The organism is Cellulomonas sp. zg-ZUI22, from assembly GCF_017353535.1.
Classification (GTDB): Bacteria; Actinomycetota; Actinomycetes; order Actinomycetales; family Cellulomonadaceae; genus Cellulomonas; species Cellulomonas wangleii.
The window spans coordinates 129,426-152,981 of sequence record NZ_JAFMUZ010000001.1; the positions used below are offsets into that span (position 1 = coordinate 129,426).

20 protein-coding genes are annotated in these 23,556 nt (G+C 74.8%); 10 read left to right on the forward strand and 10 right to left on the reverse strand.

Annotated elements, in window-relative coordinates:
* The first annotated feature begins 59 nt into the window (after positions 1–59).
* Complete coding sequence (gene fabG / locus J1G43_RS00635; RefSeq protein ID WP_207369622.1) at positions 60–821, forward strand: 3-oxoacyl-ACP reductase FabG; 762 nt, start codon at positions 60–62, stop codon at positions 819–821.
* Between the two features lie 194 nt (positions 822–1,015).
* Positions 1,016–1,441 (forward strand): class Ib ribonucleoside-diphosphate reductase assembly flavoprotein NrdI, encoded by a 426-nt coding sequence (gene nrdI, locus J1G43_RS00640; RefSeq protein WP_207340167.1) that lies wholly within the window; start codon positions 1,016–1,018, stop codon positions 1,439–1,441.
* 40 nt (positions 1,442–1,481) lie between these two features.
* Here nrdI and J1G43_RS19500 read toward each other — a convergent pair whose 3' ends face one another.
* Positions 1,482–3,164 carry an OmpA family protein gene (locus J1G43_RS19500; protein WP_207377736.1) on the reverse strand — a complete coding sequence of 561 codons (1,683 nt, stop codon included), beginning with the start codon at positions 3,162–3,164 and terminating at the stop codon, positions 1,482–1,484.
* Between the two features lie 198 nt (positions 3,165–3,362).
* Between J1G43_RS19500 and J1G43_RS00650 the strand changes: the two genes are divergently transcribed.
* The 3 genes from J1G43_RS00650 to J1G43_RS00660 are packed head-to-tail and all read left to right on the forward strand — an operon-like array spanning position 3,363 to position 6,778.
* Complete coding sequence (locus tag J1G43_RS00650; protein ID WP_307859429.1) at positions 3,363–3,971, forward strand: DUF4956 domain-containing protein; 609 nt, start codon at positions 3,363–3,365, stop codon at positions 3,969–3,971.
* Positions 3,968–4,783, forward strand: coding sequence for a polyphosphate polymerase domain-containing protein (locus tag J1G43_RS00655; RefSeq protein ID WP_207377737.1), 816 nt, complete (start codon positions 3,968–3,970; stop codon positions 4,781–4,783). The genes J1G43_RS00650 and J1G43_RS00655 overlap by 4 nt, the downstream gene beginning before the upstream one ends.
* A 24-nt stretch (positions 4,784–4,807) precedes the next feature.
* Positions 4,808–6,778 (forward strand): carbohydrate-binding domain-containing protein, encoded by a 1,971-nt coding sequence (locus tag J1G43_RS00660; protein ID WP_207377738.1) that lies wholly within the window; start codon positions 4,808–4,810, stop codon positions 6,776–6,778.
* A gap of 85 nt (positions 6,779–6,863) precedes the next feature.
* Here the strand turns inward: J1G43_RS00660 and J1G43_RS00665 are convergent, their stop codons facing one another.
* The 4 genes from J1G43_RS00665 to J1G43_RS00680 all read right to left on the reverse strand — a co-directional run bounded on the left by J1G43_RS00665 (position 6,864) and on the right by J1G43_RS00680 (position 14,042).
* A complete protein-coding gene (locus tag J1G43_RS00665) occupies positions 6,864–8,474 on the reverse strand; it encodes an OmpA family protein (protein ID WP_207377739.1) in 1,611 nt (536 codons plus the stop codon).
* Positions 8,475–8,577: 103 nt separating this feature from the next.
* On the reverse strand, positions 8,578–9,855 hold the full coding sequence (locus J1G43_RS00670; protein WP_207378249.1) for an alpha/beta fold hydrolase: 1,278 nt from the start codon (positions 9,853–9,855) through the stop codon (positions 8,578–8,580).
* Between the two features lie 44 nt (positions 9,856–9,899).
* Positions 9,900–11,558, reverse strand: coding sequence for an OmpA family protein (locus J1G43_RS19505; protein ID WP_207377740.1), 1,659 nt, complete (start codon positions 11,556–11,558; stop codon positions 9,900–9,902).
* Positions 11,559–11,648: 90 nt separating this feature from the next.
* Positions 11,649–14,042: a glycoside hydrolase family 31 protein gene (locus J1G43_RS00680; RefSeq protein WP_207377741.1), complete on the reverse strand. Its 2,394-nt coding sequence runs from the start codon at positions 14,040–14,042 to the stop codon at positions 11,649–11,651.
* Between the two features lie 80 nt (positions 14,043–14,122).
* On the opposite strand from J1G43_RS00680, the gene J1G43_RS00685 reads away from it, so the two are divergent.
* From J1G43_RS00685 to J1G43_RS00695, 3 genes are read left to right on the forward strand one after another with little or no spacing between them, the layout of a single operon-like run.
* Positions 14,123–15,049 (forward strand): metal ABC transporter substrate-binding protein, encoded by a 927-nt coding sequence (locus J1G43_RS00685; protein ID WP_207369630.1) that lies wholly within the window; start codon positions 14,123–14,125, stop codon positions 15,047–15,049.
* A complete protein-coding gene (locus tag J1G43_RS00690) occupies positions 15,046–15,777 on the forward strand; it encodes a metal ABC transporter ATP-binding protein (RefSeq protein ID WP_207369631.1) in 732 nt (243 codons plus the stop codon). Before J1G43_RS00685 ends, J1G43_RS00690 begins: the two co-directional genes overlap by 4 nt.
* Complete coding sequence (locus tag J1G43_RS00695; protein WP_207340158.1) at positions 15,777–16,643, forward strand: metal ABC transporter permease; 867 nt, start codon at positions 15,777–15,779, stop codon at positions 16,641–16,643. Before J1G43_RS00690 ends, J1G43_RS00695 begins: the two co-directional genes overlap by 1 nt.
* 55 nt (positions 16,644–16,698) lie before the next feature.
* On the opposite strand, the gene J1G43_RS00700 is transcribed toward J1G43_RS00695, so the two are convergent.
* The 4 genes from J1G43_RS00700 to J1G43_RS00715 all read right to left on the reverse strand — a co-directional run bounded on the left by J1G43_RS00700 (position 16,699) and on the right by J1G43_RS00715 (position 20,968).
* Positions 16,699–17,151 (reverse strand): nitroreductase family deazaflavin-dependent oxidoreductase, encoded by a 453-nt coding sequence (locus J1G43_RS00700; RefSeq protein WP_207369632.1) that lies wholly within the window; start codon positions 17,149–17,151, stop codon positions 16,699–16,701.
* Between the two features lie 119 nt (positions 17,152–17,270).
* On the reverse strand, positions 17,271–18,740 hold the full coding sequence (locus J1G43_RS00705) for a flotillin family protein (protein ID WP_207340156.1): 1,470 nt from the start codon (positions 18,738–18,740) through the stop codon (positions 17,271–17,273).
* Between the two features lie 84 nt (positions 18,741–18,824).
* Positions 18,825–19,292 carry an NfeD family protein gene (locus J1G43_RS00710; RefSeq protein ID WP_207340155.1) on the reverse strand — a complete coding sequence of 156 codons (468 nt, stop codon included), beginning with the start codon at positions 19,290–19,292 and terminating at the stop codon, positions 18,825–18,827.
* A gap of 134 nt (positions 19,293–19,426) precedes the next feature.
* A complete protein-coding gene (locus J1G43_RS00715) occupies positions 19,427–20,968 on the reverse strand; it encodes an amino acid permease (protein ID WP_207340154.1) in 1,542 nt (513 codons plus the stop codon).
* Positions 20,969–21,128: 160 nt separating this feature from the next.
* Here J1G43_RS00715 and J1G43_RS00720 point away from each other — a divergent pair, with 160 nt between their 5' ends.
* Together J1G43_RS00720 and J1G43_RS00725 are read left to right on the forward strand one after the other, a co-directional pair.
* Positions 21,129–21,632: a hypothetical protein gene (locus J1G43_RS00720; protein ID WP_207377742.1), complete on the forward strand. Its 504-nt coding sequence runs from the start codon at positions 21,129–21,131 to the stop codon at positions 21,630–21,632.
* A gap of 151 nt (positions 21,633–21,783) precedes the next feature.
* On the forward strand, positions 21,784–22,506 hold the full coding sequence (locus J1G43_RS00725; protein WP_307859432.1) for an HNH endonuclease family protein: 723 nt from the start codon (positions 21,784–21,786) through the stop codon (positions 22,504–22,506).
* A gap of 130 nt (positions 22,507–22,636) precedes the next feature.
* Here the strand turns inward: J1G43_RS00725 and J1G43_RS00730 are convergent, their stop codons facing one another.
* The gene (locus tag J1G43_RS00730) at positions 22,637–23,449 is read right to left on the reverse strand and encodes an IclR family transcriptional regulator (RefSeq protein WP_207377744.1); all 813 of its coding nucleotides are present in this window, start codon (positions 23,447–23,449) and stop codon (positions 22,637–22,639) included.
* Positions 23,450–23,556 lie beyond the last annotated feature (107 nt).

Sequence of the window (23,556 nt, forward strand, 5' to 3'; positions counted from 1 at the left end):
CGGGGTGCGCGAGAGTCGGACGGGGACGGCGCCGTCCGTCGCCGTGGGAGGGGACCGTCATGGCCGAGCTGCTCGCCGGACGCACCGCGCTGGTGACGGGGGGAACCCTCGGCATCGGCCACGGCATCGCGCAGACCCTGCAGCGCCACGGCGCGCAGGTCGTCGTCACGGGGCTCACCGAGCAGGAGTGCGACGACGCACGCGCCCGCGGCACGGCGGCCCACGTCCTGGACGTGCGGGACGCCGACGCGTGCCGCGAGGTCGTCGCGCGGGTCGTCGAGGACCTCGGCGGGCTGTCGGTGCTGGCCGCCAACGCGGGGGTCTACCCGCAGGCACGGGTCGCGGACATGACGGACACGGACGTCGACGGGATCGTCGGCGTCAACCTCAAGGGCACGATCCACGCCGTGCAGGCGGCGCTGCCGGCGCTGACCGCGTCGGGCCGCGGGCGCGTCGTCGTGACCAGCTCGATCACGGGCAACATCACCGGGTACCCCGGCTGGGCGCACTACGGCGCGACGAAGGCCGCGCAGATGGGGTTCGTGCGCACCGCCGCCATCGAGCTCGCGCGTGCCGGGATCACGGTCAACGCGGTGCTGCCGGGCAACGTGCTGACGCCCGGGCTGCGGGCGCTGGGTGAGGAGTACATGGCCCGGATGGCGCGGTCCGTGCCGCTGGGGTTCCTCGCCGAGCCCGAGGACGTGGGCGAGGTCGTCGCGTTCCTCGCGTCCGACGGCGCCCGGTACGTCACCGGGCAGGGGATCGTCGTCGACGGCGGCCAGGTGCTGCCCGAGTCGCCGGAGGCGTTGGCGGAGGCATGACCGACGAGCGTCGCACCCGCCGGGTCGCCCGGCTGCTGGTGTGGACGAGCACGGCGGTGGCGCTGGCCGCGGTCGTCGGGCTGGTCTACGCGGTGCACCACCTGGTCACCTGACCGCGGGTGCCGGCCACGGGCCGGGCCAGGCCAGGACCAACGTCCACGGCCCGCACGTCGCCCGGGAGGTGGGCTGGGGTCATGCGTCGCACGCCCGTCTACTACTACTCGTCCGCGAGCGGACTCGTCCGCACGTTCGCCGAGCGCCTGGACCGGCCCGTGCACAACCTCGCCGAGCGCGAGCACCGCACCAGCGAGGTCGACGGGCCGTGGGTGCTGCTGACGCCGTCGTACAAGACCGGCAACGACGCGAACGACACGATCCCCGAGGCGGTGCGCCGGTTCCTGCGCTCGGCGCACAACCGCCGCCTGCTCGTGGGGGTGATGGGGTCCGGCAACCGCAACTTCGGGCAGTACTACCAGAAGGCCGCGCGCGAGATCGCGCAGCGGTCCGGACGGCCCGTGCTGTTCGAGTTCGAGCTGGCCGGCACGCCGTGGGACGTCGAGGAGTGCGAGCGGATCCTGCAGGACCTCGACGCGGCGCTCGACGTGCGGCACGCGGGCTGACGCGCCGCGCGCCGAGGGCACCTCCCTCGCCGGCCGGCCGTCACCCGTCCGCGGTGGGCGAGGCGTCGGGCGCGACCGGCACGTCGAGCAGACGGAAGTCGTCGCTGTACGTGATGCCGTTGCCGACCTGGAACGTGACGGTGTCGACGTCCATGCGCGGGTAGACGAACGAGTACATCCGCGTCTGTCCGCCGTCGATCCACGCGCCGGCGTCCAGGTCGGTCACGGTCAGCCACTCCCCGTCCGGGGCGCCGTCCGTCGGGCCGGTGGTGTAGTCCATGGGGTAGAGCTTCGACGCACCGTGCAGGATCACCGCACGGCCGGCGACGTTCTCCGGCGTCCGCGTGCCGTCGCCGCGGTGCGGGTGCTTCCCGCGGAGGAACCCGACGGCCCACCCCAGGCCGTCCTCCTCGTCGTCGCCGCGCACGGCGAGGTCGACCACGACGTGCCCGTGCACGCGGCGTGCCGTCGCCTGGACCTCCCACGCCCGCGCGAGGTTGACGATCTTCAGGGGCGCGTCGCCGGGGGCGACGGTGCCCTTCTCACCGAACGGCGGCAGCTCACCCGTGGTGGTCACGTCGGTGCGGGTCACGACCGTCGAGGTCAGGGACACCGTCACCCGGCGGTTGAGCGCCCGGTTCTCCTCGGAGTCGTTGGCGACGAACGGCTCGGCCTCACCGCGGCCCTGCGCCTGCAGCGGGTAGGACGACGCGTCGACCTGCGCCGCCAGGGCGTCGGCGACCGCCTGCGCGCGCCGCTGCGAGAGGTCGAGGTTGTAGGCGTCGTCCCCCTGGTCGTCGGTGTGCCCGACGACGTCGACCGTCCCCGGCTCGCGCTCGGCGATCCGCGCGGCGACGAGCGCGACGGCCTCGCTCGCGGCCGGGGTGAGCGTCGCCTGGTCGAACTCGAAGAGCACGTCGGAGCCGAGCTGCACGTCGATCCGCTCGGTCGACTCCGTCGTGGTGACGGCCCCCTCGAGCTCCGAGCTGCTCGAGTCCAGCGGGAACGTGCGCGCCTCGACGATCGCGTCGAGGTCGAGCGTCTCCGGCTCGGGCCGGGGCGACGGGGTCGCCGTCGCCGTGCCCGCGGCCGTCGGCGTGCCCGTCGCCGACGGGTCACCGCCCCCGGCGTCGGGGCGCACGCTCGACGGGACGTCGCCCTCGATCACCGGGACGTCGGCGAACAGCGGGGCGCCGGGCAGCAGGACCGACACGCTCGTGACGTCGTCCGCGGGAGCCGCGTAGGGGATCAGCACGCGGCTGCCCTCGGGCCCGCGCAGCACGTCCCACTGGCGCGGCGCCACCACCGGCCAGTCGTCCCCTCCGACGCCGGGGTGGTGGATCACGTCCCGCTCGAGGTCGACCAGGCGGACGTTCGACGGCGGACGGAGCGTCACGTTGCGCGACAGCGCGCCGGCGAACCCGTTCACGTGCACGGGGTCGCCGTCCGGCAGCTCCTCGAGCGGCGTCAGGTCGAGGGTGAGCACCGCGTACTCACCCGCCCGGACGACCGGGTGGACCCCGACCTCGACGTCGATGCCGCCCTCCGGGATCACGGCGGTCGCCACGACGTCCTCGGGCTGCGGGCCCGGGTCGACGGTGGGCGTCGGGGTCGCGTCGGGGGCGGGGGTGTCCACGTCACCCGCCGTGCAGCCGGCGAGCACGGCGAGGGCCAGCACGAGACCGGCGGCGAGCGGGGGGCGGGTCCGTCGGGAGACGAGCACGGAAGGGTCCTCCGGGGGTGGGGTGCGGCCATGATGCCGGACCTTCCGGACGCGGGCCCGCCGGGCGGGCACGCTCACCCGTTTGCAGGACACGCCAGGTCAGAGCCTCGACCCAGCGTCCCCACAGCGTCGCCACAGGCGCGTGCGGCTCCATGGACCCACCCGCACCCGGCGGGTCACCGACGCTCGGAGGCACCCGTGCCCGACCTCACGCTGCTGGCGGCGGACCTCGTCGCCGTCGTCGTCCTGACCTTCGCCCTCTACGTGCCGCGGCACCGCCGCCGCGACCTGGTCGTGGCCTACCTGGGCGTCAACGTGGGCGTGCTGGCCGTGTCGGCGGCGCTCGGGTCCGGGACGGTCGGCGCCGGCCTGGGGCTCGGGTTGTTCGGCGTGCTGTCGATCATCCGGCTGCGGTCCACCGAGCTGGCGCAGAGCGAGGTGGCCTACTACTTCTCGGCGCTGGCCCTCGGGCTCGTCGGCGGGCTCGGGGTCACGTCCGTGCCGCTCGGCGTGGGGCTGATGGCGCTGGTGGTCGCGGTCATGGCGGTCGGCGACTCGCCGCGGCTGCTGCGCCGGTACCGCTCGCAGACGGTCGTGCTGGACCGGGCGTTCACGTCCGAGGCGGCGCTGGTCGCCCACCTGGAGGAGCTGCTGGGCGCGCGGGTGCACGCGGTGGACGTGCAGCGCCTCGACCTCGTCAACGACACCACCTGGGTCGAGGTGCGCTACTCCCTCCTCGACGGCGCGCGCCGTCCCGCCGACGCGGCGTCCGCCGGCGCACCCGTCCTGGCGGGGGTGGCGCGGTGAGCGCCCCGTCCGGGTCCGTCCCGCTCGGCGACCTCGCCGGCGTGACCCTCGACGAGCTGAGGGCGCGTGCCGGCCTGCAGACCCGGGTCGACCGCAAGTACGTCGTCCCCGTGGCCGTCGCCGAGGCCCTGGTGGCCGCGCTGCACGACCGGCTGGGCGACGGCCTGCGGGTGCTGCGCGTCGACGGCCGCGAGCGCTTCGGCTACGCGTCGGTGTACCTCGACACCCCGGACCTCACCTGCTTCCGCGGCGCCGCGCGGCGCAGGCGTCGGCGCTTCAAGGTCCGCGCCCGCACCTACCTGGACTCCGGCGCCTGCTTCGTCGAGGTGAAGACCCGCGGACCGCGCGGCACCACCGTCAAGACGCGGCTGCCGTACGACGCCGACCCGTCCGCCCCGCTGACCGGTGCGGCGACCGCGTTCGTCGCCGGTGTGCTCGACGCCGCCACGGTGCCCGCCCCGGCCGACCCGCTGACGCCGGCGCTGGTCACGCGGTACGCGCGACGCACGTTCCTGCTGACGGGCCCGACACCCTCCCGCGTCACCGTCGACACCGGGCTCACCTGGGCCGGGACCGGCACGGTCGCGCCGTCCCACGCCGCCCTGCGGCTCGACGGCCTGGCCGTCGTCGAGACCAAGACCGGCTCGACGCCCTCGGCCGCCGACCGTCTGCTGTGGCGCCACGGCCACCGGCCCGTACGCCTGTCCAAGTACGGCACCGGCATGGCGGTCCTCGACCCGCGCCTGCCCTGCACCCCCTGGCGGCCCGTGCTCGACCGGCACGTCGCGCCCGCCCTCGTCCCCGCCGGCTGACCGGCCCCCACGAACGGAGCACCCATGCGACGCACCCTCACCCGGCTGACCCTGCCGGCCGCGCTCACCGCCGTCCTCCTCGCCGGCTGCACGAGCACCGCGACGCCGTCGGCCGACGCGACCGACGCGGCCACCGACTCCGCCACGAGCGCGGTCACCGACGTCGACCCGGCCGACGCCGACACGACCGTCGAGGCCGAGCTCGCCGCGAACCACGACCACGTCACGTCGGACACCACCTGGGACGCCGCGAGCGCCGTCACCGTCACCCTGGACGGCACCACGGCGCACGCCGACGGCGACGGTGTGCAGGTCGACGGCGGCACGGTGACGATCACCGCCGCCGGCACGTACGTGCTGACCGGGACGCTCTCCGATGGCCAGGTCGTCGTCGACACCGCGGACGACGAGCAGGTGACCGTGGTGCTGGACGGCGCGTCGATCACGTCGTCGACCACGTCGGCGCTGCAGGTCACCGCCGCCGAGGAGGTCGTGGTGGGCCTGGCCCAGGGGTCGTCCAACACCCTGGCGGACGCCGCGACGTACGCCGACGCGGACGCCGAGGACGCCCCGGACGCGGCGGTGTTCTCGACCGCGGACCTCACGATCGCCGGCGCCGGGTCGCTCCAGGTCACCGGCAACGCGAACGACGGGATCGCGTCGAAGGACGACCTCGTCCTCGCGTCCGGGACCGTCGCGGTCACCGCCGTCGACGACGGCGTGCGCGGCAAGGACGCGCTCGTCGTGCTCGACGGTGCGCTCACCGTGGAGGCGGGCGGCGACGGCCTGAAGTCCGACGCGGACGACGACGCGACCCGCGGGTACGTGCACGTCGCGGGCGGCACGGCCGACGTGACGTCCGGCGACGACGGGATCACGGCGACCACCGACGTGCTGGTCGGCGGCGGGTCGGTGTCCGTCGTCGCGGGCGGGGGCGCGTCGCAGGCGGCGTCCGTGACGGACGACCTGAGCCCGAAGGGGCTCGCCGCGGGCGTCGCGCTCGTCGTGGGCGGCGGGCAGCTGCGCGTCGACGCGGCCGACGACGCGCTGCACTCCGACGGGAACCTCACGGTCACCGACGGCGACGTGCAGCTGTCCGCCGGGGACGACGCCGCGCACGCCGAGGCGGGCCTGCTGGTCGAGGGCGGCACGGTCGACGTCGCGGCCTGTGTCGAGGGCCTGGAGGGCACGGTCGTGACCGTCACCGGCGGCGACGTCACCGTCGTCGCGTCCGACGACGCCGTCAACGGCTCCGACCCCGCGACCAGCGCACCCGAGCAGGCCGTCGAGGGCGTCGAGGTGGCCGTCACGGGCGGCACGGTCGTGCTGCACGCGGACGGCGACGGGATCGACTCGAACGGCACCGTGACGATCAGCGGCGGCACCGTCGTGGTCGACGGCCCGGCCCGCGGCCCCGAGTCGGCGTTCGACGCCAACGGCGCGATCACCGTCAGCGGTGGCGTCCTGCTCGCGACCGGCGCGGGGGAGATGGCGCAGACCCCGGCGGTGTCGAGCCCGCAGTCGTTCGTGTCGCTGACGTCCGACGAGGCCGTGCCCGCCGGGAGCGTCGTGCACGTCGTCGCGGAGGACGGCACGCTCGTCGCGACCTTCGAGACCGGCCGGGACGTCCGGAACGTCGTGTACTCGTCGGGCGACGTCGTGGCGGACGCGACGTACCGGCTCGTCGTCGGGGGGTCCGCGTCCGGGGAGTCGGTCGGCGGGCTGCGCGCCGGTGGGGACGCGACCGGCGGCACCGAGCGCGCCACGGCGACGGCGGGCGTCGCGTCGGGCGGGACAGGCGGGCCGGGCGGGGCCCCGGGCGGCGGGACCGCGCCGCAGCCGCCGACCGGGGACGACGCGTGGCCGCAGGCGCCCACCGACGGGGGCGGCAGGCCGCAGCCCCCGGCCGGCGACGGCCGGCGTCCCGAGGCCCCGACCGACGGGAGGACCCCGCCGGCACGGCCCGGCGACGCCGGGACCGGCAGCTCGGCCTGAGCACGTGCTGCGCGCGGTCCTGCGCCCCGCACGGGCGTGGGGCCCGCGGGGCGCACCGGGTGCCGCGCGTCAGCCCGACGGTCCCCTACTCGTCCGCGACCACGGGCACACCGGTCATCCGGAAGTCGTTGGAGCTGAAGCCGCCGTCGCCCGCCTGCAGCGTGACCTCGGCGGTGTCCATGCGGGGGTAGACCGCGCTGAACGTGCGCCGCTGACCCCCGGCGAGCGTGGGCGTGCCCTCGAGGTCGGCGACGCTCCACCACTCCCCTCCCGGGAAGCCCTCACGGTCACCCGTGCGGTAGTCCAGCGGGAACAGCCGGACCGCGCCGTCGAGGACGGAGACGCGGGCGGCGTTCTGCATCGGCACGACGGTCCCGTCGCCGCGGTGGGACGACAGGACGTTGCTGAGGGCCGCGAAGACCGCCTCGTCCTGCCCCTCGGGTGCCGTCACCACCAGGTCGACCACCAGGTGCCCGTGGACGTGACGGGCCGTCGCGTCCAGCAGCCACCGGGCGCGGTCGTCCCCGAGCTGCAGCCCTCCGCCGGCGCTGCCGACCGTGCCGTCCTCCCCGAACGGCGGCAGCTCCCCGGCGGCGGTGACCTCGGTCTGCGTCACGACGGTCGACTCCAGGGTCACGGCCACGCGCCGGTTGCGGGCGCGGTCGTCGTCGGAGTCGTTGGTCACGAACGGCTCCGCCTCGCCCCGTCCTTCGACCTGCAACGGGTACGACGGGCCGACCGCCGCCCCGAGGGCGTCGGCCACCGTCTGCGCGCGACGCCGCGACAGGTCGAGGTTGTAGTCGTCGTCCCCCTGGTCGTCGGTGTGCCCGACGACGGTGACCGGTCCCGGCTCGCGCTCGGCGAGCCGCTGCGCGACGAGCGCGATCGCCTCGCCGGCCTGCGGCGTCAGCGTGGCCTGGTCGAACTCGAACAGGACGTCGGACCCGAGGGACGCCTCGACCCGCTCGACCGACTCGGTCGTGGTCACGGCGCCGGCGAGCTCGACGCTCGCGGACTCCAGGGGGAACGTCGGTGCGGCCACGACCGCGTCCCAGTCCAGCCCGTCGGGCTCCTCCGCCGGCGTGGCGGTCGCGCCGGCGACGGCACGGACCGGGGCCGGCGCGTCGCCGTCGACGACCGGGACGTCCGCGACCAGCGGCGCACCGGGCAGGAACAGGGACATGCTCCGGACGTCCGGCGGCGGGGCGGCGTACGCCGTCTGCAGCCGGGTACCGTCCGCGGTCCCGATGACGTCCCAGTCGCCGTCGGTGACGACGGGACGTCCCTGCGCGTCACGCGCGACGTGGTGGACGACGTCGCGTTCCAGGTCGAGCAGCCGCAGGTTGACCGGACCGTGCAGGATCTCCGTCGTGAAGGCCCGGCCCCCGAGGCCGAAGAGGATCACGCTGTCCTCCTCCGGCACGGCGGGCGCCCGGGCGGTGAAGTCCACCGTGAGCACGACGTGCTCGCCGTGTCGCACGAGGGGGTACACCTCGACGTCCACGTCGTGACCGTTGAAGGGGACCACGAACGACGCGACGACGTCGTCGGGCTGGGGCGCCGGCGCAGCCGACGGCGTACCGGCCGCGGTGGTCGCGCCGGCGGCGGGACCCGGGTCCCCCGTCGTGCAGGCCCCGAGGGCCAGGACGAGCGCAGCGGCCAGGGTCGTCAGCGGACGGAGGCGGCGAGCAGGCACGGGTCAGATCTCCTCAGGGGTGGGGCTGCTCATGATGCCCGATTCGCCCCGGTCGTCGGGGTGACGGCCCCGACTCCGCCCGTTCGGCCCACCGCGGACCGCGTCAGCCGGACGTGACCGTCCAGCGGCCCGACGTCAGGTCGGCCAGCCGCGGCAGGATCGTGTCACCGGCGACGCGCAGCCCGTCGTGCAGGTACTCGTTGGTGAGCCACACCTGCGCGTTGCCCAGGCCCGCCGCGGTCGCGCGCGCCAGGTCGACGTCGACGTACGGGTCGTCGAGGTACTGCACGGCGGCGACGGGGACCTCGTTGGCGGCGAGCCGGTCGACGTCGTAGAGCGCGGGCCAGTCGGTCCGGGCGGCGAGCTCGTGGGCGGCGGCCGCGAACGGGCGCAGCGCCGCGACCTGGTCGAACATCCACGGGTACACGGCCTCGCCGGTGAGCAGCAGCGGGCGGGCGGTGGCCGCGAAGGCCGGGTGGCGGGCGTGCTCGGCCGCCGCGGCCCACCCGGGCTCACGCTCACCGGAGTGGTAGATGACCTCCTGCAGCACCAGGTACAGCGGGTTGGTGTCGAACCCCGTGCGCGCGGCGACCTGCGCGAGGAACCCCGGCGCGGGCTCGCCGTGGCGGTCGAGCGCGGTGTCCAGCAGCCAGTGCAGGTCGTCCACCCCGGTGCTCATGCCCAGCGACATCCCCAGGGTCTGCAGCCGCTCGACCGTCAGCGCGTCACCCGTCGGCAGCACGACGCCCCCCGCCGCGACCCGGTCGGCGAGGTGCCCCAGCAGCTCGACGTCCGTCGGGAAGGCGCGGTGCAGCGCGCGGTTGCGGGCCGCCTGCCGGGGGTACGTCGCGGCGTACACGTCCTCGGCCGTGGCGCCGACGGGCGGCAGACCACCGGTGATCCAGCACGCCTCGAGCGCCTCGGGGTACCGCGACAGGTACGTGAGGGTGAGGAACCCGCCGTAGGACTGCCCCAGCGTCGTCCACCGCCGCCCGCCGTACACGGTGCGGCGCAGGTGCTCGGCGTCCTCGACGATCGCGTCCGCGCGGAAGCACGCCAGGTAGTCCGCGGCCCGGGCGGGGTCGTCGAACGCCGCGACGTCCGCCCCCTCGATCCGCGACGAGCGGCCCGTTCCGCGCTGGTCCAGCAGCACGACGCGGTGGGTGCGCAGCGCGGTCGCCCACCACCCGCCGCCGGGCGTCGGGCGCGGCCCCATGCCGCCGGGGCCGCCCTGCAGGAAGAGCAGCAGCGGCAGGTCCTCGCCGTCGCGCTCCGGGTCGACGACCTCGCGCGCGAACACCTCGACCGAGCCGAACCGCTGCGGGTCCCCCCGGTCGACCGGCACCTCGACGCGGTGCTCGCGCACCCGGAACCCGGTCATCGTGTACTCGTCCACGTCGTCAGCCTACGAGCGGCGGCGCGGCGTCAGCCCGTCCCCTCCGCCGCGACGGGGATGTCGAGGATGCGGAAGTCGTACGACGAGCTCCGCCCGGTCCCCGCCTGGAACGTGACGGTGTCGACGTCCAGCTCCGGGTAGACGAAGGAGAACGTGCGCGCCTGCCCCGGGTCCATGTCGCCGCCGACCGTGAGGTCCGCGAGCGCGAACCACTCGCCACCGGGGTGCCGCTCCGAGACGCCCGTGCGGTAGTCCAGCGGGAGCACCCGGGTCGCGCCGTGCAGGATCGTGCCGCTCGACGACGCGCTCGGTGCCGTCGTGCCCTCGCCCCGGCCCCGGTCCCCGCCGTCCAGGGAGCCGATCTTGGCACCGGAGCTGGAGCGGTCGTCGACGTTGCGGGCGACCAGGTCCACCACGACGTGCCCGTGCACGCGTCGCGCGGTCGCCTCCACCTCCCAGTCGATGAGGGCGTCGACCGGCAGCGGCGTGCCCGCCGTGCCGACCTGGCCCTCCTGGCCGAACGGGGGCAGCTCGCCCCCGGTCGTCAGCTCGGTGCGAGTCACCATCGTGGACGTGAGGGTGACCGTCACGCGACGGTTCAGGGCCCGGTCCTCGTCCGACGTGTTCGGCGCGACCGGCTCGGACTCGCCCCGCCCCTCGACGCCCATGGGGTACGACGCGGGGTCGACGAGGGCACCCAGGGCGTCGGCGACAGTCCGGGCACGGCGCTGCGACAGGTCGGCGTTGTACGCCTCGTCCCCCTGGTCGTCGGTGTGCCCCACGACCGTGACGTCGCCCGGCGCGCGTTCCGTCAGCCGCTGGGCCACCAGGCGCAGCGCCTCGTCGGCCGCCGGGGTCAGGACGTCCTGGTCGAACTCGAAGAGCACGTCCGACCCGAGGGACACGTCGACGCGCTCCTGCGACTCCACGGTCGTCACCGCGCCGGCGAGCTCGATGCTCGTCGACTCCAGGGGGAACACGGGCGCGGCGGCCACGGCGTCCAGGTCGAGCACCTCGGGGGCCGGCGCCGGCGACGCGCTCGCCGTGGCGGACCCGGACGCGCCGGGCGTCCCGGTGGGCGCGGCGGCCGACGCCGGACGCACGCTCGCCGGCACGTCCCCGTCGATCACGGGCACGGCGGCGACCAGCGGCGCCCCGGGCAGGAACAGCGCCACCTCGTCGGCGTCGGGGTGCGGGGCCGCGAACGGGATCTGCAGGCGGGTCCCGGCGGGGTCCCGCAGCGTCGCCCAGCCCTCGGGTGCCACGACCGGGGCGCCCTCGCCGTCCGTGCCGCCGTGCAGGACCACGTCACGGACGAGGTCGACGAGCCGCACGTTCGACGGGGCCTCGCTGGTGAGGTGGTACGTGAGCCCGTCGACGTCCCACCCGTGCACGTGCACCCTGCCCGTCTCCGGGAACGGGTCGGGCGGGATGAGGTCGAGGGTCAGCACGGCGAGGTCCCCGACGCGCACCACCGGGTGCACGTCGACGCGCACCTCGGCCTCCGACGTCACGACCACCTCGCTCGCCACCACGTCCTCGGGCCGCGGCCCGGGGTCGGCGGTGGGCGTCCCGTCGGTCTCGCCGTCCGGGGTCGCGCCGCCGCCGGTGCAGGCGGCGAGCAGCACGGCGACGAGAACGACGACGAGGCCGGCACGAGCCGGGCGACGGCGGCGGGCAGCACGCACGAGAGGGTCCTCCAGAGGGTGGGGCCCTCATGATGCCGGACTTGTCCGTGTCGACCGGGCCACCGACCCCGTCGTCACCCGTTCGCACCCTCAGGGCACGCGCGCGAGCACGACCTCCTCCAGCGCCCCGCGCAGCGCCGGCGGCACGTCGAGCGCGGCCAGGTGCGACAGCCGCACGTGCAGCGGACGGTCGGACGTCAGCACGTCGAGCACGCGGCTCTTGAGCTCGTAGCCCACCTGCGCGACGTCCAGCAGCCGGTGCAGCCTCCCCGCGACGTCGTTCGGCCGCAGCGCCGGCGCCTCGCCGAGCCCGACGCGCAGCGTGGCCCCGACGGGCACGTCGGCCACCGTCACCCGCAGCCGGCCGTCGGCGGCACGGGCGACGACGGGCTCGGCCGGTGCGCCCTCGACGGTCGTCACCGGCGTGACGTCGTCGGCGACGGACACGAACGTCGCGGTCCACGTGCGCGTCGCGGGCACGACGCCGGCGGCCCCCTCGACCGGTCCCACGGTCAGCGCACCGCGCGCCTGGTCCCACGTCAGCGGCGTGCGCGCGACGCGGGAGGAGTCCAGGCCGTCGCCCGTGCCGTCGTCCTCGACGAGCGTGAACGCCCCGTCCGCGCCGACGACGACGAGGACCTCCAGCGCGCGCGGCTCGACCGGGTCGTCGTCCGGCACGTCCGCCGCGTCGAGCGGGACGATCGCGCCGGCCGCCGCGAGCACCGGCACGGCGGCCAGGTCGCGGTGCAGCACGAGCTCGCGGCCGCCGTCGTAGACGAGGCCGGTCAGCACGTCGACCCACGCACCGTCCGGGAGCCACGCACGCACCGCTGCCGTGGCCGACCCACGGTCCCGCGGCGACGTCACGGGCGCCACCAGCAGCTGCGACCCGAAGAGGAACTGGCCGGGCACGCCGTACGCCTCGCGGTGCCGCGACCAGCGGTGGTACATCGGCGTCACCAGCGGCACGCCCTCGCGCGCCGCCCGGTGGTTCATGGTGTGCAGGTACGGCACCAGGCGGTGGCGCAGCCGCAGGAAGTCCGTCTGGACCGCGGCGTGCTCCGGGCCGAACGCCCACGGCTCCTTGGTGAGGAACGGGTTGTTCGACGAGTGCAGCCGCAGGACGGGCGAGAACGTGCCGAGCTGCACCCAGCGCGTCGCGAGCTCGTCGTCCTTGGCGCCGAACATGTGCCCGCCGATGTCGTGGCTCCACCAGCCGTACCCGATGTTCGCGGCGGTGGCCGTGAAGTGCGGCTGGGCCGCGAGCGACGCCCACGACACCACCGCGTCCCCGGAGAACCCGACGGGGTACCGGTGCGACCCGGGCCCGGCGTACCGCGAGAACGTCAGCGGGCGGCGCCCGTCGCGCGCGTTGTCGAGGAAGTGGAAGTGGTTGAGCATCCACAGCGGGTCGATGCCGGCGACGCGCGAGTGCGGCCCCTGCTGCCAGTCGATCCACCAGAAGTCGACGCCCTCGTCCTCCAGGCCGCGGTGCAGGACGTCGAGGTAGGCGGTGAGGAAGGCCTCGTCGGTGACGTCGAACGCGATCGGGTCACGGGTCGACGGGTCCAGGCCGAGGGCCTGGCACATCGCGCCGTACGCCTCCTCGTGCGGGCCGACGCCGTCCGCCGGGTGCACGTTGAGGGTGACGCGCAGACCGCGGGCGTGGACCTCGGCGAGGAAGGCCGCCGGGTCGCCGAACAGCTCGCGGTCCCAGGTGTAGCCGGTCCAGCCGCTGCCGATCGCCGGGTCCACGTCCGTGACGTGCCAGTCCATGTCGAGGACCGCGACCGAGAACGGGACGCCCGCGGCGCGGAACCGGTCGAGCAGGGCCACGTACTCGTCGGCGGTGTAGCGGTGGTAGCGGCTCCACCAGTTGCCCAGCGCCCAGCGCGGCAGCACGGGCTGCGGGCCGGACACCGCGTAGAGCGCGCGCACCGCCTCGGCGTGGTCGTGCCCGTACGCGAAGACGTACAGGTCGGTGCGGCGGTCGTCGCGCGGCGCCACCCAGCCGTCCTCGGTGAGCAGCAGGGAGCGGGAGTCGTCGATCACGGCGTACCCGTAGCGGCCGGCGACGCCCGGCTCCAGGGGCACGGCCCCGTCCGCCTCGTCGAGCGTGCGGGCCGTGCCGCCGAGGTTGCGACCGTCGTCGTCCTGCCCGTAGCGCCACACCGAGTGCCAGGTGGTGACGGCGCCCAGCACCGCGACCGACAGCCCGCTGGTGGTGAACGGCCCCTTGTCGTACGTCAGGCGCAGGCGCCGCGTGACGACCTCGAGGTGGGTGCCGCGGTCGACCACGCGGAACTCGGGGACGGGCTGGCGGCGGTGCAGCGCGAACGTGGACGGTCGGTCCTCGAAGACACCGTCCGGGGAGTGCTCCAGGCGCAGCAGACCGTCGGTCAGGACGGTGATCCGGTAGGTGTCCCCCTGGACCACGGCGGCGGGGTCGGCCACCGGGCGGGTGGGCAGGGTGGGCAGCGTCATGGCGTCCATCCTTGGTCAGCGCATGAAGTTACGTCCGGGGGATCTTGCGAGTTCGGTCGGCCGAAACTAGGTTCGGCAGCATGCGACACCCCTCCCCGCGGCACCGCCGGTCGTGGTGCGCGGGAGCCGTGCTCACGGTCCTCGCGCTGCTCGCGGGCTGCACCGCACGCCCCGCGGACGACGGCCGCCCGGTCGTCCTGACCACGTTCACCGTCCTGGCCGACATCGCCGCGAACGTCGCCGGCGAGCACCTGCAGGTCGAGTCGATCACCCGCGTGGGTGCCGAGGTCCACGGCTACGACCCCACCCCCGGCGACATCGCCCGCGCCCGTCGCGCCGACCTCGTCCTCGACAACGGCCTCGGACTGGAACGGTGGTTCGAGCAGTTCGTCGACGGCCTGGACGCCCCGCACGTGGTGGTCTCCGACGGGGTGGACGTCATCGACGTCACGGGCGACGCCTACGCCGGCCGGCCCAACCCGCACGCGTGGATGAGCCCGCTGCAGGCCCAGGTGTACGTGCGGAACATCGCCGACGCCTTCGCCGACCTCGACCCCGCGCACGCCGACGACTACCGCGCCAACGCCGACGCCTACAGCACCGAGCTGCAGCAGGTCCACGACGAGCTGGTCACCGCGCTGGGAGCCCTGCCCGAGCAGCACCGCGCGCTGGTGACCTGCGAGGGCGCCTTCTCCTACCTGGCGCGGGACGCCGGGCTCACGGAGCACTACATCTGGCCCGTCAACGCCGAGCAGCAGGCCACGCCGCGGCAGGTCGCGGCCGTCGTCGACACGGTCCGCGCGGACGAGGTGCCGGCCGTCTTCTGCGAGTCGACCGTCTCCGACGCCCCCATGCGCCGCGTCGCCGAGGCCACCGGCGCGGTGCTGGGCGGCACGCTCTACGTCGACTCGCTGTCCGAGCCCGACGGTCCCGTCCCGACGTACCTCGACCTGCTGCGCCACGACGTGCGCGTCATCGTCGACGGCCTCACCGGGCGCACCTCGTGACGCACGCCCTGGAGGTCCGCGACCTGCACGTCAGCTACGGCACCGTGCGGGCCCTGGACGGGGCGAGCCTGACCCTCGACCACGGCCGCGTCTGCGGGCTGGTCGGCGTCAACGGCTCCGGCAAGTCCACGCTCTTCAAGTGCGTCATGGGGGTCGTCCGCCCGGACGCGGGCACGGTGCTGGTCGACGGCACGGACCCCGCGGCCGCCCGCCGACGCGGGGCCGTGGGCTACGTGCCGCAGAGCGAGGACGTGGACTGGACGTTCCCGCTGTCGGTGCGGGACGTCGTCATGACGGGCCGCTACGGGCACCTCGGCCTGACGCGCCGCGCCGGCCGCGCCGACCACGCCGCCGTCGACGAGGCCCTGGCCCGGGTCGAGCTGACCGACCTCGCGGACCGGCAGATCGGGCGCCTGTCGGGTGGGCAGCGCAAGCGGGCGTTCGTCGCGCGCGGGCTCGCGCAGGGCGCGACCGTGCTGCTGCTGGACGAGCCGTTCGCGGGGGTCGACAAGCGCTCCGAGGCCACGATCACCCGGCTGCTGCGCGAGCTGGCCGCCGCCGGGGCCGCCGTGCTCGTCTCGACGCACGACCTGCACGCGCTGCCCGCCCTGGCCGACGAGGCCGCGCTGCTGCACGGCCACGTCCTGGTGCACGGCACGCCGCAGGACGTCCTGCGGCCCGAGAACCTGGCGCTCGCGTTCGGCTCCGACGTCCGTGAGGTGCCCTGATGAGCCCGCTGGACCTGCTGCTCGAGCCCCTCACCTACGACTTCATGGTGCGCGCCCTGGTCACGATCGTCGTCGCGTCGGTCGTGTGCGCCGTGCTGTCGTGCTGGCTGGTGCTCATCGGGTGGTCCCTCATGGGTGACGCGGTGTCGCACGCCGTGCTGCCCGGCGTGGTCCTCGCGTACGTGGTGGGGGCGCCGTTCGCGCTCGGGGCCGTGGTGTTCGGCGTGCTGGCGGTCGTGCTCATCGGGTTCGTCCGGGACACCAGCCGCGTCAAGGAGGACGCCGCGATCGGCATCGTGTTCACGTCGCTGTTCGCCCTCGGACTGGTGCTGGTGTCGGTGACGCCCAGCCAGACGGACCTCAACCACATCGTGTTCGGCAACCTGCTCGGGGTGTCCGGCACCGACCTGGTGCAGATCGGCGGGCTGGGGGCCGTGGTCCTCACCGTGCTGCTGGTCAGGCGCCGGGACCTCACGCTGTACGCGTTCGACCCGATGCACGCGCACGCCATCGGCATCAGCCCGCGGCGTCTGGGCGCGCTGCTGCTGGGGCTGCTGGCGCTCACCGCGGTCGTCGCCCTGCAGGCCGTCGGGGTGGTGCTCGTCGTGGCCATGCTCATCGTCCCCGGCGCCACGGCGTACCTGCTGACGGACCGGTTCTCCCGCATGCTGCTGATCGCGCCGTCGCTGTCCGCGGCCTGCGGGGTCGTGGGCCTCTACGTCAGCTACTACGCCGACACGGCGTCGGGCGCGACGATCGTGCTCACGCAGGGCGTCGTCTTCGCGCTCGTGCACCTGTTCGGCCCGCAGCGCGGTGTGGTCACCACCCGCCTGACCCGCCGCCGGCTCCGCACGCCCACGCCGTGACAGGACGCTGCGGCCCGGTCCGCGCCGGTGCGCGCGATGCCCGTTCCTGCCGTGGTCAGCCCTGGTCGCGCCGGTCGACGGGGGTGAGCACGAGCACGGGGATCAGCCGGTCCGTGCGCCGGGTGTACGCCTCGTAGTCCGGCCACACCTCGACCGCCCGCGCCCACCAGGCGTCCCGCTCCGCACCCGTCACCTCGCGGGCGACGTAGTCCCTGCGCACGGGCCCGTCCTGCAGCTCGACCTGCGGGTGGGCGACGATGTTGCGGTACCAGACGGGGTGCGTCGGCGCACCGCCGAGCGACGCGACGACCGCGTACTCGCCGTCGTGCTCGACGCGCATCAGCGGGGTCTTGCGGATCTTCCCGCTCGTCGCGCCGAGGGTCCACAGGACGACGACGGGCTGCCCGTCGAGCGTCGTGCCGCGCGTCCCGCCGGAGCTCTCGTACAGCTCCACCTGCTCGCGGGCGCGGTCCGACGTGCTGGGGGCGTACTCACCGGTGAGGGGCATGCCTGGCACAACCCGGCGTGCCCGCCGGGGATTCCGTGCGGGTCGCTGCCGGAGGAGCTCTTCTCGGCGACCGGGCTGGATCGCCCTCTCATGACGAGGGGCGATCCAGCCCGGGCCGGTCAGCTGCGGTTGCTGCCCGCGGGTGCGCCGTTGGTGCCCACGGCGCGGCCGGCGATGCCGGCGACGAGCGTGTTGAGGTCGAGGCCGGTCAGGGACTTGATGACCTCCTGGCCCTCGCCCAGCACCTGCCCGACCGTCCGCGTCATGGCCGACGCGCCGTCGGTCGACACCACGGTGAGCTGGTCGATCGAGCCGATCGGCTCGGCGGCGGCGCGGACGATCTCGGGCAGCAGCGCGATGACCTGCTGGGCCAGGACCGCCTCGCCCTGCTCGCGCAGCGCCTCGGCCTGCGCGTGCGTGGCCTCGGCCTGCGCCAGACCCTCCGCACGGGCGGCGGCGGCGCGCGCCAGACCCAGCGCCTCGAGCGCCTTGGCCTCGGCGAGCTGCCGGTCGCGCTCGGCGTTACCGGCGCGGATGGTGGCCTCGGCGGCGGCCTCGGCGTCCTGGACCGTCGCGATCTTGTTGGCCTCGGCGACCTTCATGCGGCGGTACGCGTCGGCCTCGGCGGCCGCGTTGGCGGCGTCACGCTCGGCGTTGGCCTGCTGGACCGCGGCGTACGCGGACGCCTCGGCCGGCTTGCGGACGTCGATGTCGAGCTGCTCCTCGGTCACCTTCGCCTTCTCGGCGAGGGCGTCGCGCTCCTGCAGGGCGACGAGCTTGTCCTGCTCGGCCCGGGCGAGCTGGCCGGCGGCGTTGGCCTCGGCGTTCGCCTTGTCGGTCTCCGCCTTGATCGCGGCCTGCTTGAGCGCGAGGTCGCGCTGACGCTCGGCGATCTGCTCCATCGCCCGGATCTTGGCGAACTCGGAGACCTGCTGGGCCTCGGCCTCCTTGACCTCGGCGACCTGCCGGGCGCGGGCGGCCTCGGCGCGCCCCAGGTTGGACAGGTAGTCCGAGCCGGGCGTCGAGATGTCGGAGATGTTGAGCAGGTCGACCTGCAGACCCTGCTCGGCCAGGTCCGTCTTCGTCGAGGCGACGACCGCGTCCTGGAGCGACTTGCGGTCGGAGATGATCTGCTCGATCGTCATGTCGCCGATGATGGCGCGCAGCGACCCCTCGAGGGACTCCCGGATGACGTCGGTGAGCGTCGCCTGCTGGGACAGGAAGCGCTGTGCGGCACGCCGCACGCCCTCCTCGTCGCCGCGGACCTTGAAGTTGATGGACGCCTTGATGGCGAGCTTGATGCGGTTCTTGTCGACGCCCTCGACGGTGATGCCGATCTGACGCTGCTCGAGCGAGATCGGGAAGCCCTGCTGCAGCACCGGCCAGACGAAGACCCGCCCGCCGACGACCACGCGCTGGCCGGTGTCGGCAGCCGCACCGCGCCCCGCCCCGCGACCGACGATGATGAGCGCCTCGTTGGGCGGCACCCGGCGGATGCGCTTGGTGATGAGCGCGATCACCGCGACGAACGCGATGATCAGCGCGCCGACCGCGATGACGGTGATGCTTCCCTGCGCGAGCTCGAGCATGGTGTCCCGGCCGGGCCGGGCTCCTTCCTGTGGGTACTGCGGATGGTGCCCGGGGCCGCGGTGCGGCTCAGGTGGTCGAGGACGTCACACGGGACGCACGTGCACGCGGGACCCGGACACCGCGACCACGACGACGCGCGTGCCCGCGGCGATCTCCTCGTCGGCCCAGGCGAGCCGGGCCTCCAGGTCGCGGACGCCCTCGAGCCGGACCTCGCCGCCCGACGGGCCGGTGGTCGACGTCGTCGTGCCGAACGCGCCGTCCAGCGGCGGCGGCGGCGCGTCCTCGGTCTCCGAGAGCCGCTTGACCAGGCCCTGGGCAGCGGCGAAGGCGACGACGGCGAAGCCCACGCCGATCACGTACGCCCAGACGAGCGGCAGGTCCGACGACAGTGCGATGACCCCGCTGGCACCGAACACGACGGCGCCCACGCCGGCGGCGATGCCGGAGAACCCGCCCTCACCGATGTCGAACGACTCGAAGATGTCGCCGAAGACCAGCGACGCGAGCAGGACGACGAGGCCGATGCCCCCGATGACGAGGAAGACGGTCACGGAGAGGGGTCCCTTCGGGTGGGTTGTGCGCGCAAGTATGCCCCAGGGCGCACACCACCGGGGTGGGTCCGCAGACTCCTGCGGACGGGCGTCCGGGTGAACCGACCCGGACGCCCGTCACCGCGGCCCGGCCGCTACAGCAGCGGCTCGTCCGCCGCCGTCACCGGCACCGGCGTCCCCCTGCCCAGCAGCGAGTGCCGGTACGAGAACCCGAAGTAGACGACCAGGCCCACGAGCACCCACACGAGGAACCGGAGCCACGTCAGCGTCGTGAGGTTGAGCATCAGCCAGATGCACGCGAGGCCCGAGATGATCGGCAGCACCGGCGAGAACGGCACCTTGAACCCGCGCGTCAGGTCGGGGCGCGACCGGCGCAGCAGCGGGATGCCGAAGCTGACCAGCACGAACGCCGAGAGCGTCCCGATGTTGATCATCTCCTCGAGCAGCTCGACCTCCGACAGCCCCGCGATGAGCGCCACGACCACGCCCGCACCGACCTGCAGCCACGTCGGGGTGCCGAACCGCGAGGAGGTGCGCGACAGGGGACGGGGCAGCAGCCCGTCGCGGCTCATCGCGAAGATGACGCGCGTGAGGCCGAGCAGCAGCACCATGAGCACGCTCGTCAGGCCCACGAGGATGCCGACCGAGATCACCCGGCCCGCCCAGTCGGCCCCCACGAGCACGAACGCCGTGGTGAGGGACGGGGAGCCGGACTCGGCCAGCTCGGTGTAGCTGACCATGCCGGTGACGACCACGGTCACCAGGATGTAGAGGACGGTGACGAGCGCGAGCCCGCCGAGGATGCCGCGGGGCACGGCGCGCTGCGGGTTCTTGGTCTCCTCGGCGGTGGTCGCCACGACGTCGAACCCGATGAACGCGAAGAAGACCAGCGCCGCGCCGGACAGGACGCCCATGACGCCGTACATGGAGGGCTCCATGCCCAGCAGGAAGCCCGTCAGCGGCTGGTGCAGCGCGCTGGTGCCGGACTCGGCCGGCTGCGACGGCGGGACGAACGGCGTCCAGTTCTCCGCCTTGACGTAGAAGAACCCGGCGACGATGACGAAGAGCGTGATGCCGACCTTGATGATCGTGAACACGCTGTTCACGCGGGTGCTCAGGCGCGTACCGATGGCCAGCAGCACCGTGAACACGGCGACGATGAGCATCGGGCCCCACGCGACGTCGGCGCCCAGCACCTCCACCGTGGCGGGCACGTCGATGCCGAACAGCCCGAACGCGTCGGACAGGTACACGCCCCAGAACTTGGCGATGACCGCGGACGCCAGGAGCATCTCGAGGATCAGGTCCCAGCCGATGATCCAGGCGACGAGCTCGCCCATCGTCGTGTACGAGTACGTGTACGCGGACCCGGCGACCGGCATCGTCGAGGCGAACTCGGCGTAGCACATGATCGCCAGGCCGCAGACGACCGAGGCGATGACGAACGACAGGATGACCGACGGGCCGGCGTAGTTCGCCGCCGCGGTCGCACCCACCGAGAAGATGCCGGCGCCCACGGCCACCGAGACGCCGAGGACGGCGAGGTCCCACGCGTTGAGGGTGCGGTGCAGCCGACGATCCGGGTCGTCGAGCTGGGCCATCGAGTCTTCCACGGACCTGCGCCGCAGGACGCCGCGGTACTCGCGGGCACGGTCCGCCGGGCTCGGTGTCGTCATCGTCCCTCCTTCGGGTGCCTGGACGTCACCCGAGAGCATGACGCCCCCCCGGGACGGCGGCCACCGGACGTTCGTCCCGGGACGCGGTCCGGTGCGTCCGGGTGCGTCCGGTCGCACGCCCCCGCATGCGGGCCGCCGGCGTCCTCGGCAGGGTGGGCGCATGGACGACACGACGCGACCGGTCGCGGACGGCGGCCCCGACGACCACCACCTGCCGCCCCCCGGCACCGACGACGCGACCGTGGCAGCCGTCGGTGCGGTGACGGCCGCCTTCGAGGTCGTCGAGCACGCCCGGGGCACGCTGTACGCCTTCCACCGCCTGATCGGCCGCGCGGACGCCGAGCTCCAGCAGGCGCTCGACGACCTGGAGGCGGCCGGGCACGGGGAGCTCGCCGACCGGGTCCGTGCGGACGTGGTGGGCCGCAACGTGCTGCCCGGCCGGTGGACGTTCCAGGTGGTCGAGGAGTTCGACGAGGGGTACCACCGCGCGTTCGCCGACGCCGAGCGGCACGTGCGCGACGAGCTGACCGCTGGACGCCGCCACGTGTACGAGGCCCGGCTCAAGGAGCACGGGCGCACCCACGGCCGCCCGGGGCACGAGGCGCTGCCGGCCGACGTGCCGAACGACGCCGACGAGCCCGGCAGCCCCGGACCGGTGGCCTGAGCCGGCGACCCGACCCCCGCCCGGCGGACCCGACCCCCGCCCGGCCGACCCCGGCCTCCACCGAGCCGACCCCGGCCGCCCGCGGACGCCCCCACCGCACGCCGGCACCAGGGAGTGCGGGACTGTCACCGCGGTGCGGCATGCTCCCCCCGTGCCCCGTCGTCCCCGGTCCGTGGTCCCCGCCCGCTCGTCCGCCCGTCGCGCCTGGCCGTGGGTGCTCGTCCTGCTGGTCGGGCTGGCCGGTGGTCTCGGCACGCCGGTGGTCCTCGACGCCAGGGCAGCGGCGCAGTACCCGGTCACCGCCGCCGACCTGGCCGCCGGTCGCACAGCCCTGGAGCAGCTGGCCGTCAAGGGTCGTGCACCGCGCACCGGGTACAGCCGCGAGGCGTTCGGGCAGCGCTGGGAGGACGTCGACCGCAACGGTTGCGACACGCGCAACGACATCCTGCGGCGCGACCTCGTCGACGTGGAGCTGAAGCCCGGGACGCACGACTGCGTCGTCCTGCGCGGCACCCTGCTGGACCCGTACACCGGCACGACGATCCCGTTCGAGCGCGGTGAGCGGTCGTCCGAGGTGCAGATCGACCACGTGGTCGCGCTGGCCGACGCCTGGCAGAAGGGCGCCCAGGGGTGGACCGAGGAGAAGCGCGCCGCGTTCGCCAACGACCCGGCCAACCTGCTCGCGGTCGACGGGACCGCCAACCAGCGCAAGGGCGCCGGGGACGCGGCGACGTGGCTGCCGCCCAGCAGCGGCTACCGGTGCGCGTACGCGCTGCGGCAGACCGTGGTGAAGGCGGCGTACGGCCTGTGGGTGACCGCGGCGGAGCACACCGCGCTGACCCGGGCGATCGACCGGTGCGTCGTCGTGGACTGACGGACGCGCGCACCGGCGACGCGGCAACCGGCCCGCGAACGGCGGCGGCTGACCCGCTCGCCGCGGGTCGCGGCCGTGACGTCAGGCGCCGCGGCGCACCTGGTGGGCCTCCGCGGGTGCGGGCGACGCCTCACGCGGTCCGATGACGGCGCCGCCCAGCCGCCGGGTCACGGCGCGGGCGGCCAGGACGACGGCGCGGGCGTGCTCCTGCACGGCGGCGGCGGGCATCCGCGCGGCGGGCGCGACCAGCGCCAACGCCCCGACGACGCCCCCCCGTGTGGTCCAGGACGGGCGCCGCGACGGCACGCAGGTCCGCGTCGAGCTCACGGTCGTCGACGGCGAACCCGCGCCGGCGGGTGCGCACCAGCTCGGCCCGCAGCTCGCCCGGGTCGGTGATGGTGCGGCCCGTCGCGGGCGGCAGGCCGGCGGCGACCACACGCTCGACGGTGGCGGCCCCGGCGACCGACAGGATCGCCTTGCCGGTCGCGGAGCAGTGCATCGGCACGGTGGCCGGGATGCGACCGGGGAACCGTCCGGCGCTGCCGGGGCCGGAGCGGTGGGCAGCCAGCCGGACGTGGACGCCGTCCGGCACGGTCAGGACGGCCAGGCAGCCGCTGGTGCGGGCCAGGTCGTCGAGCGCACCGGCGGCGACGGTCTCCACGTCGAGGCTCGACAGGTAGGCGTGGCCCAGCCGCAGCGCGCCGGGACCCAGGCGGAACCGTCCGCTGGTGGGGTCGCGGCGCAGCAGCTCGGACTCCAGCAGCGGTGCCGCGAGCCGCAGCACGGTGGACTTGTGGACGCCGAGGCGTCGGCCGATCTCGGCTGCGGTCAGGCCGGCAGGGTCGGTCTCCTGGGCGCACACCTCGAGCAGTGCGAGCGCCCGTCGCAGCGACAACGACTCGTTACGTCCCGGCCGGGAAGCGACGTCTGCTGTTGTGCTCACCGCTTCACTATCGCAGATCTGAACAGTCGTCCTGCGCTCCGTCCGACGCGTCCGCGGAGCGCATTCGGCGCACACGTGGTCACACCGTCCCACAACGGGCGCGCAGG

Bases quoted from the DNA above. Each gene is read 5' to 3' on its own strand.
- fabG (WP_207369622.1), top strand. From the start codon at position 60: ATGGCCGAGCTGCTCGCCGGACGCACCGCGCTGGTGACGGGGGGAACC.
- nrdI (WP_207340167.1), top strand. From the start codon at position 1,016: ATGCGTCGCACGCCCGTCTACTACTACTCGTCCGCGAGCGGACTCGTC.
- J1G43_RS00660 (WP_207377738.1), top strand. From the start codon at position 4,808: ATGCGACGCACCCTCACCCGGCTGACCCTGCCGGCCGCGCTCACCGCC.
- J1G43_RS00670 (WP_207378249.1), bottom strand. From the start codon at position 9,855: ATGACCGGGTTCCGGGTGCGCGAGCACCGCGTCGAGGTGCCGGTCGAC.
- J1G43_RS00680 (WP_207377741.1), bottom strand. From the start codon at position 14,042: ATGACGCTGCCCACCCTGCCCACCCGCCCGGTGGCCGACCCCGCCGCC.
- J1G43_RS00685 (WP_207369630.1), top strand. From the start codon at position 14,123: ATGCGACACCCCTCCCCGCGGCACCGCCGGTCGTGGTGCGCGGGAGCC.
- J1G43_RS00695 (WP_207340158.1), top strand. From the start codon at position 15,777: ATGAGCCCGCTGGACCTGCTGCTCGAGCCCCTCACCTACGACTTCATG.
- J1G43_RS00700 (WP_207369632.1), bottom strand. From the start codon at position 17,151: ATGCCCCTCACCGGTGAGTACGCCCCCAGCACGTCGGACCGCGCCCGC.
- J1G43_RS00705 (WP_207340156.1), bottom strand. From the start codon at position 18,740: ATGCTCGAGCTCGCGCAGGGAAGCATCACCGTCATCGCGGTCGGCGCG.
- J1G43_RS00715 (WP_207340154.1), bottom strand. From the start codon at position 20,968: ATGACGACACCGAGCCCGGCGGACCGTGCCCGCGAGTACCGCGGCGTC.
- J1G43_RS00720 (WP_207377742.1), top strand. From the start codon at position 21,129: ATGGACGACACGACGCGACCGGTCGCGGACGGCGGCCCCGACGACCAC.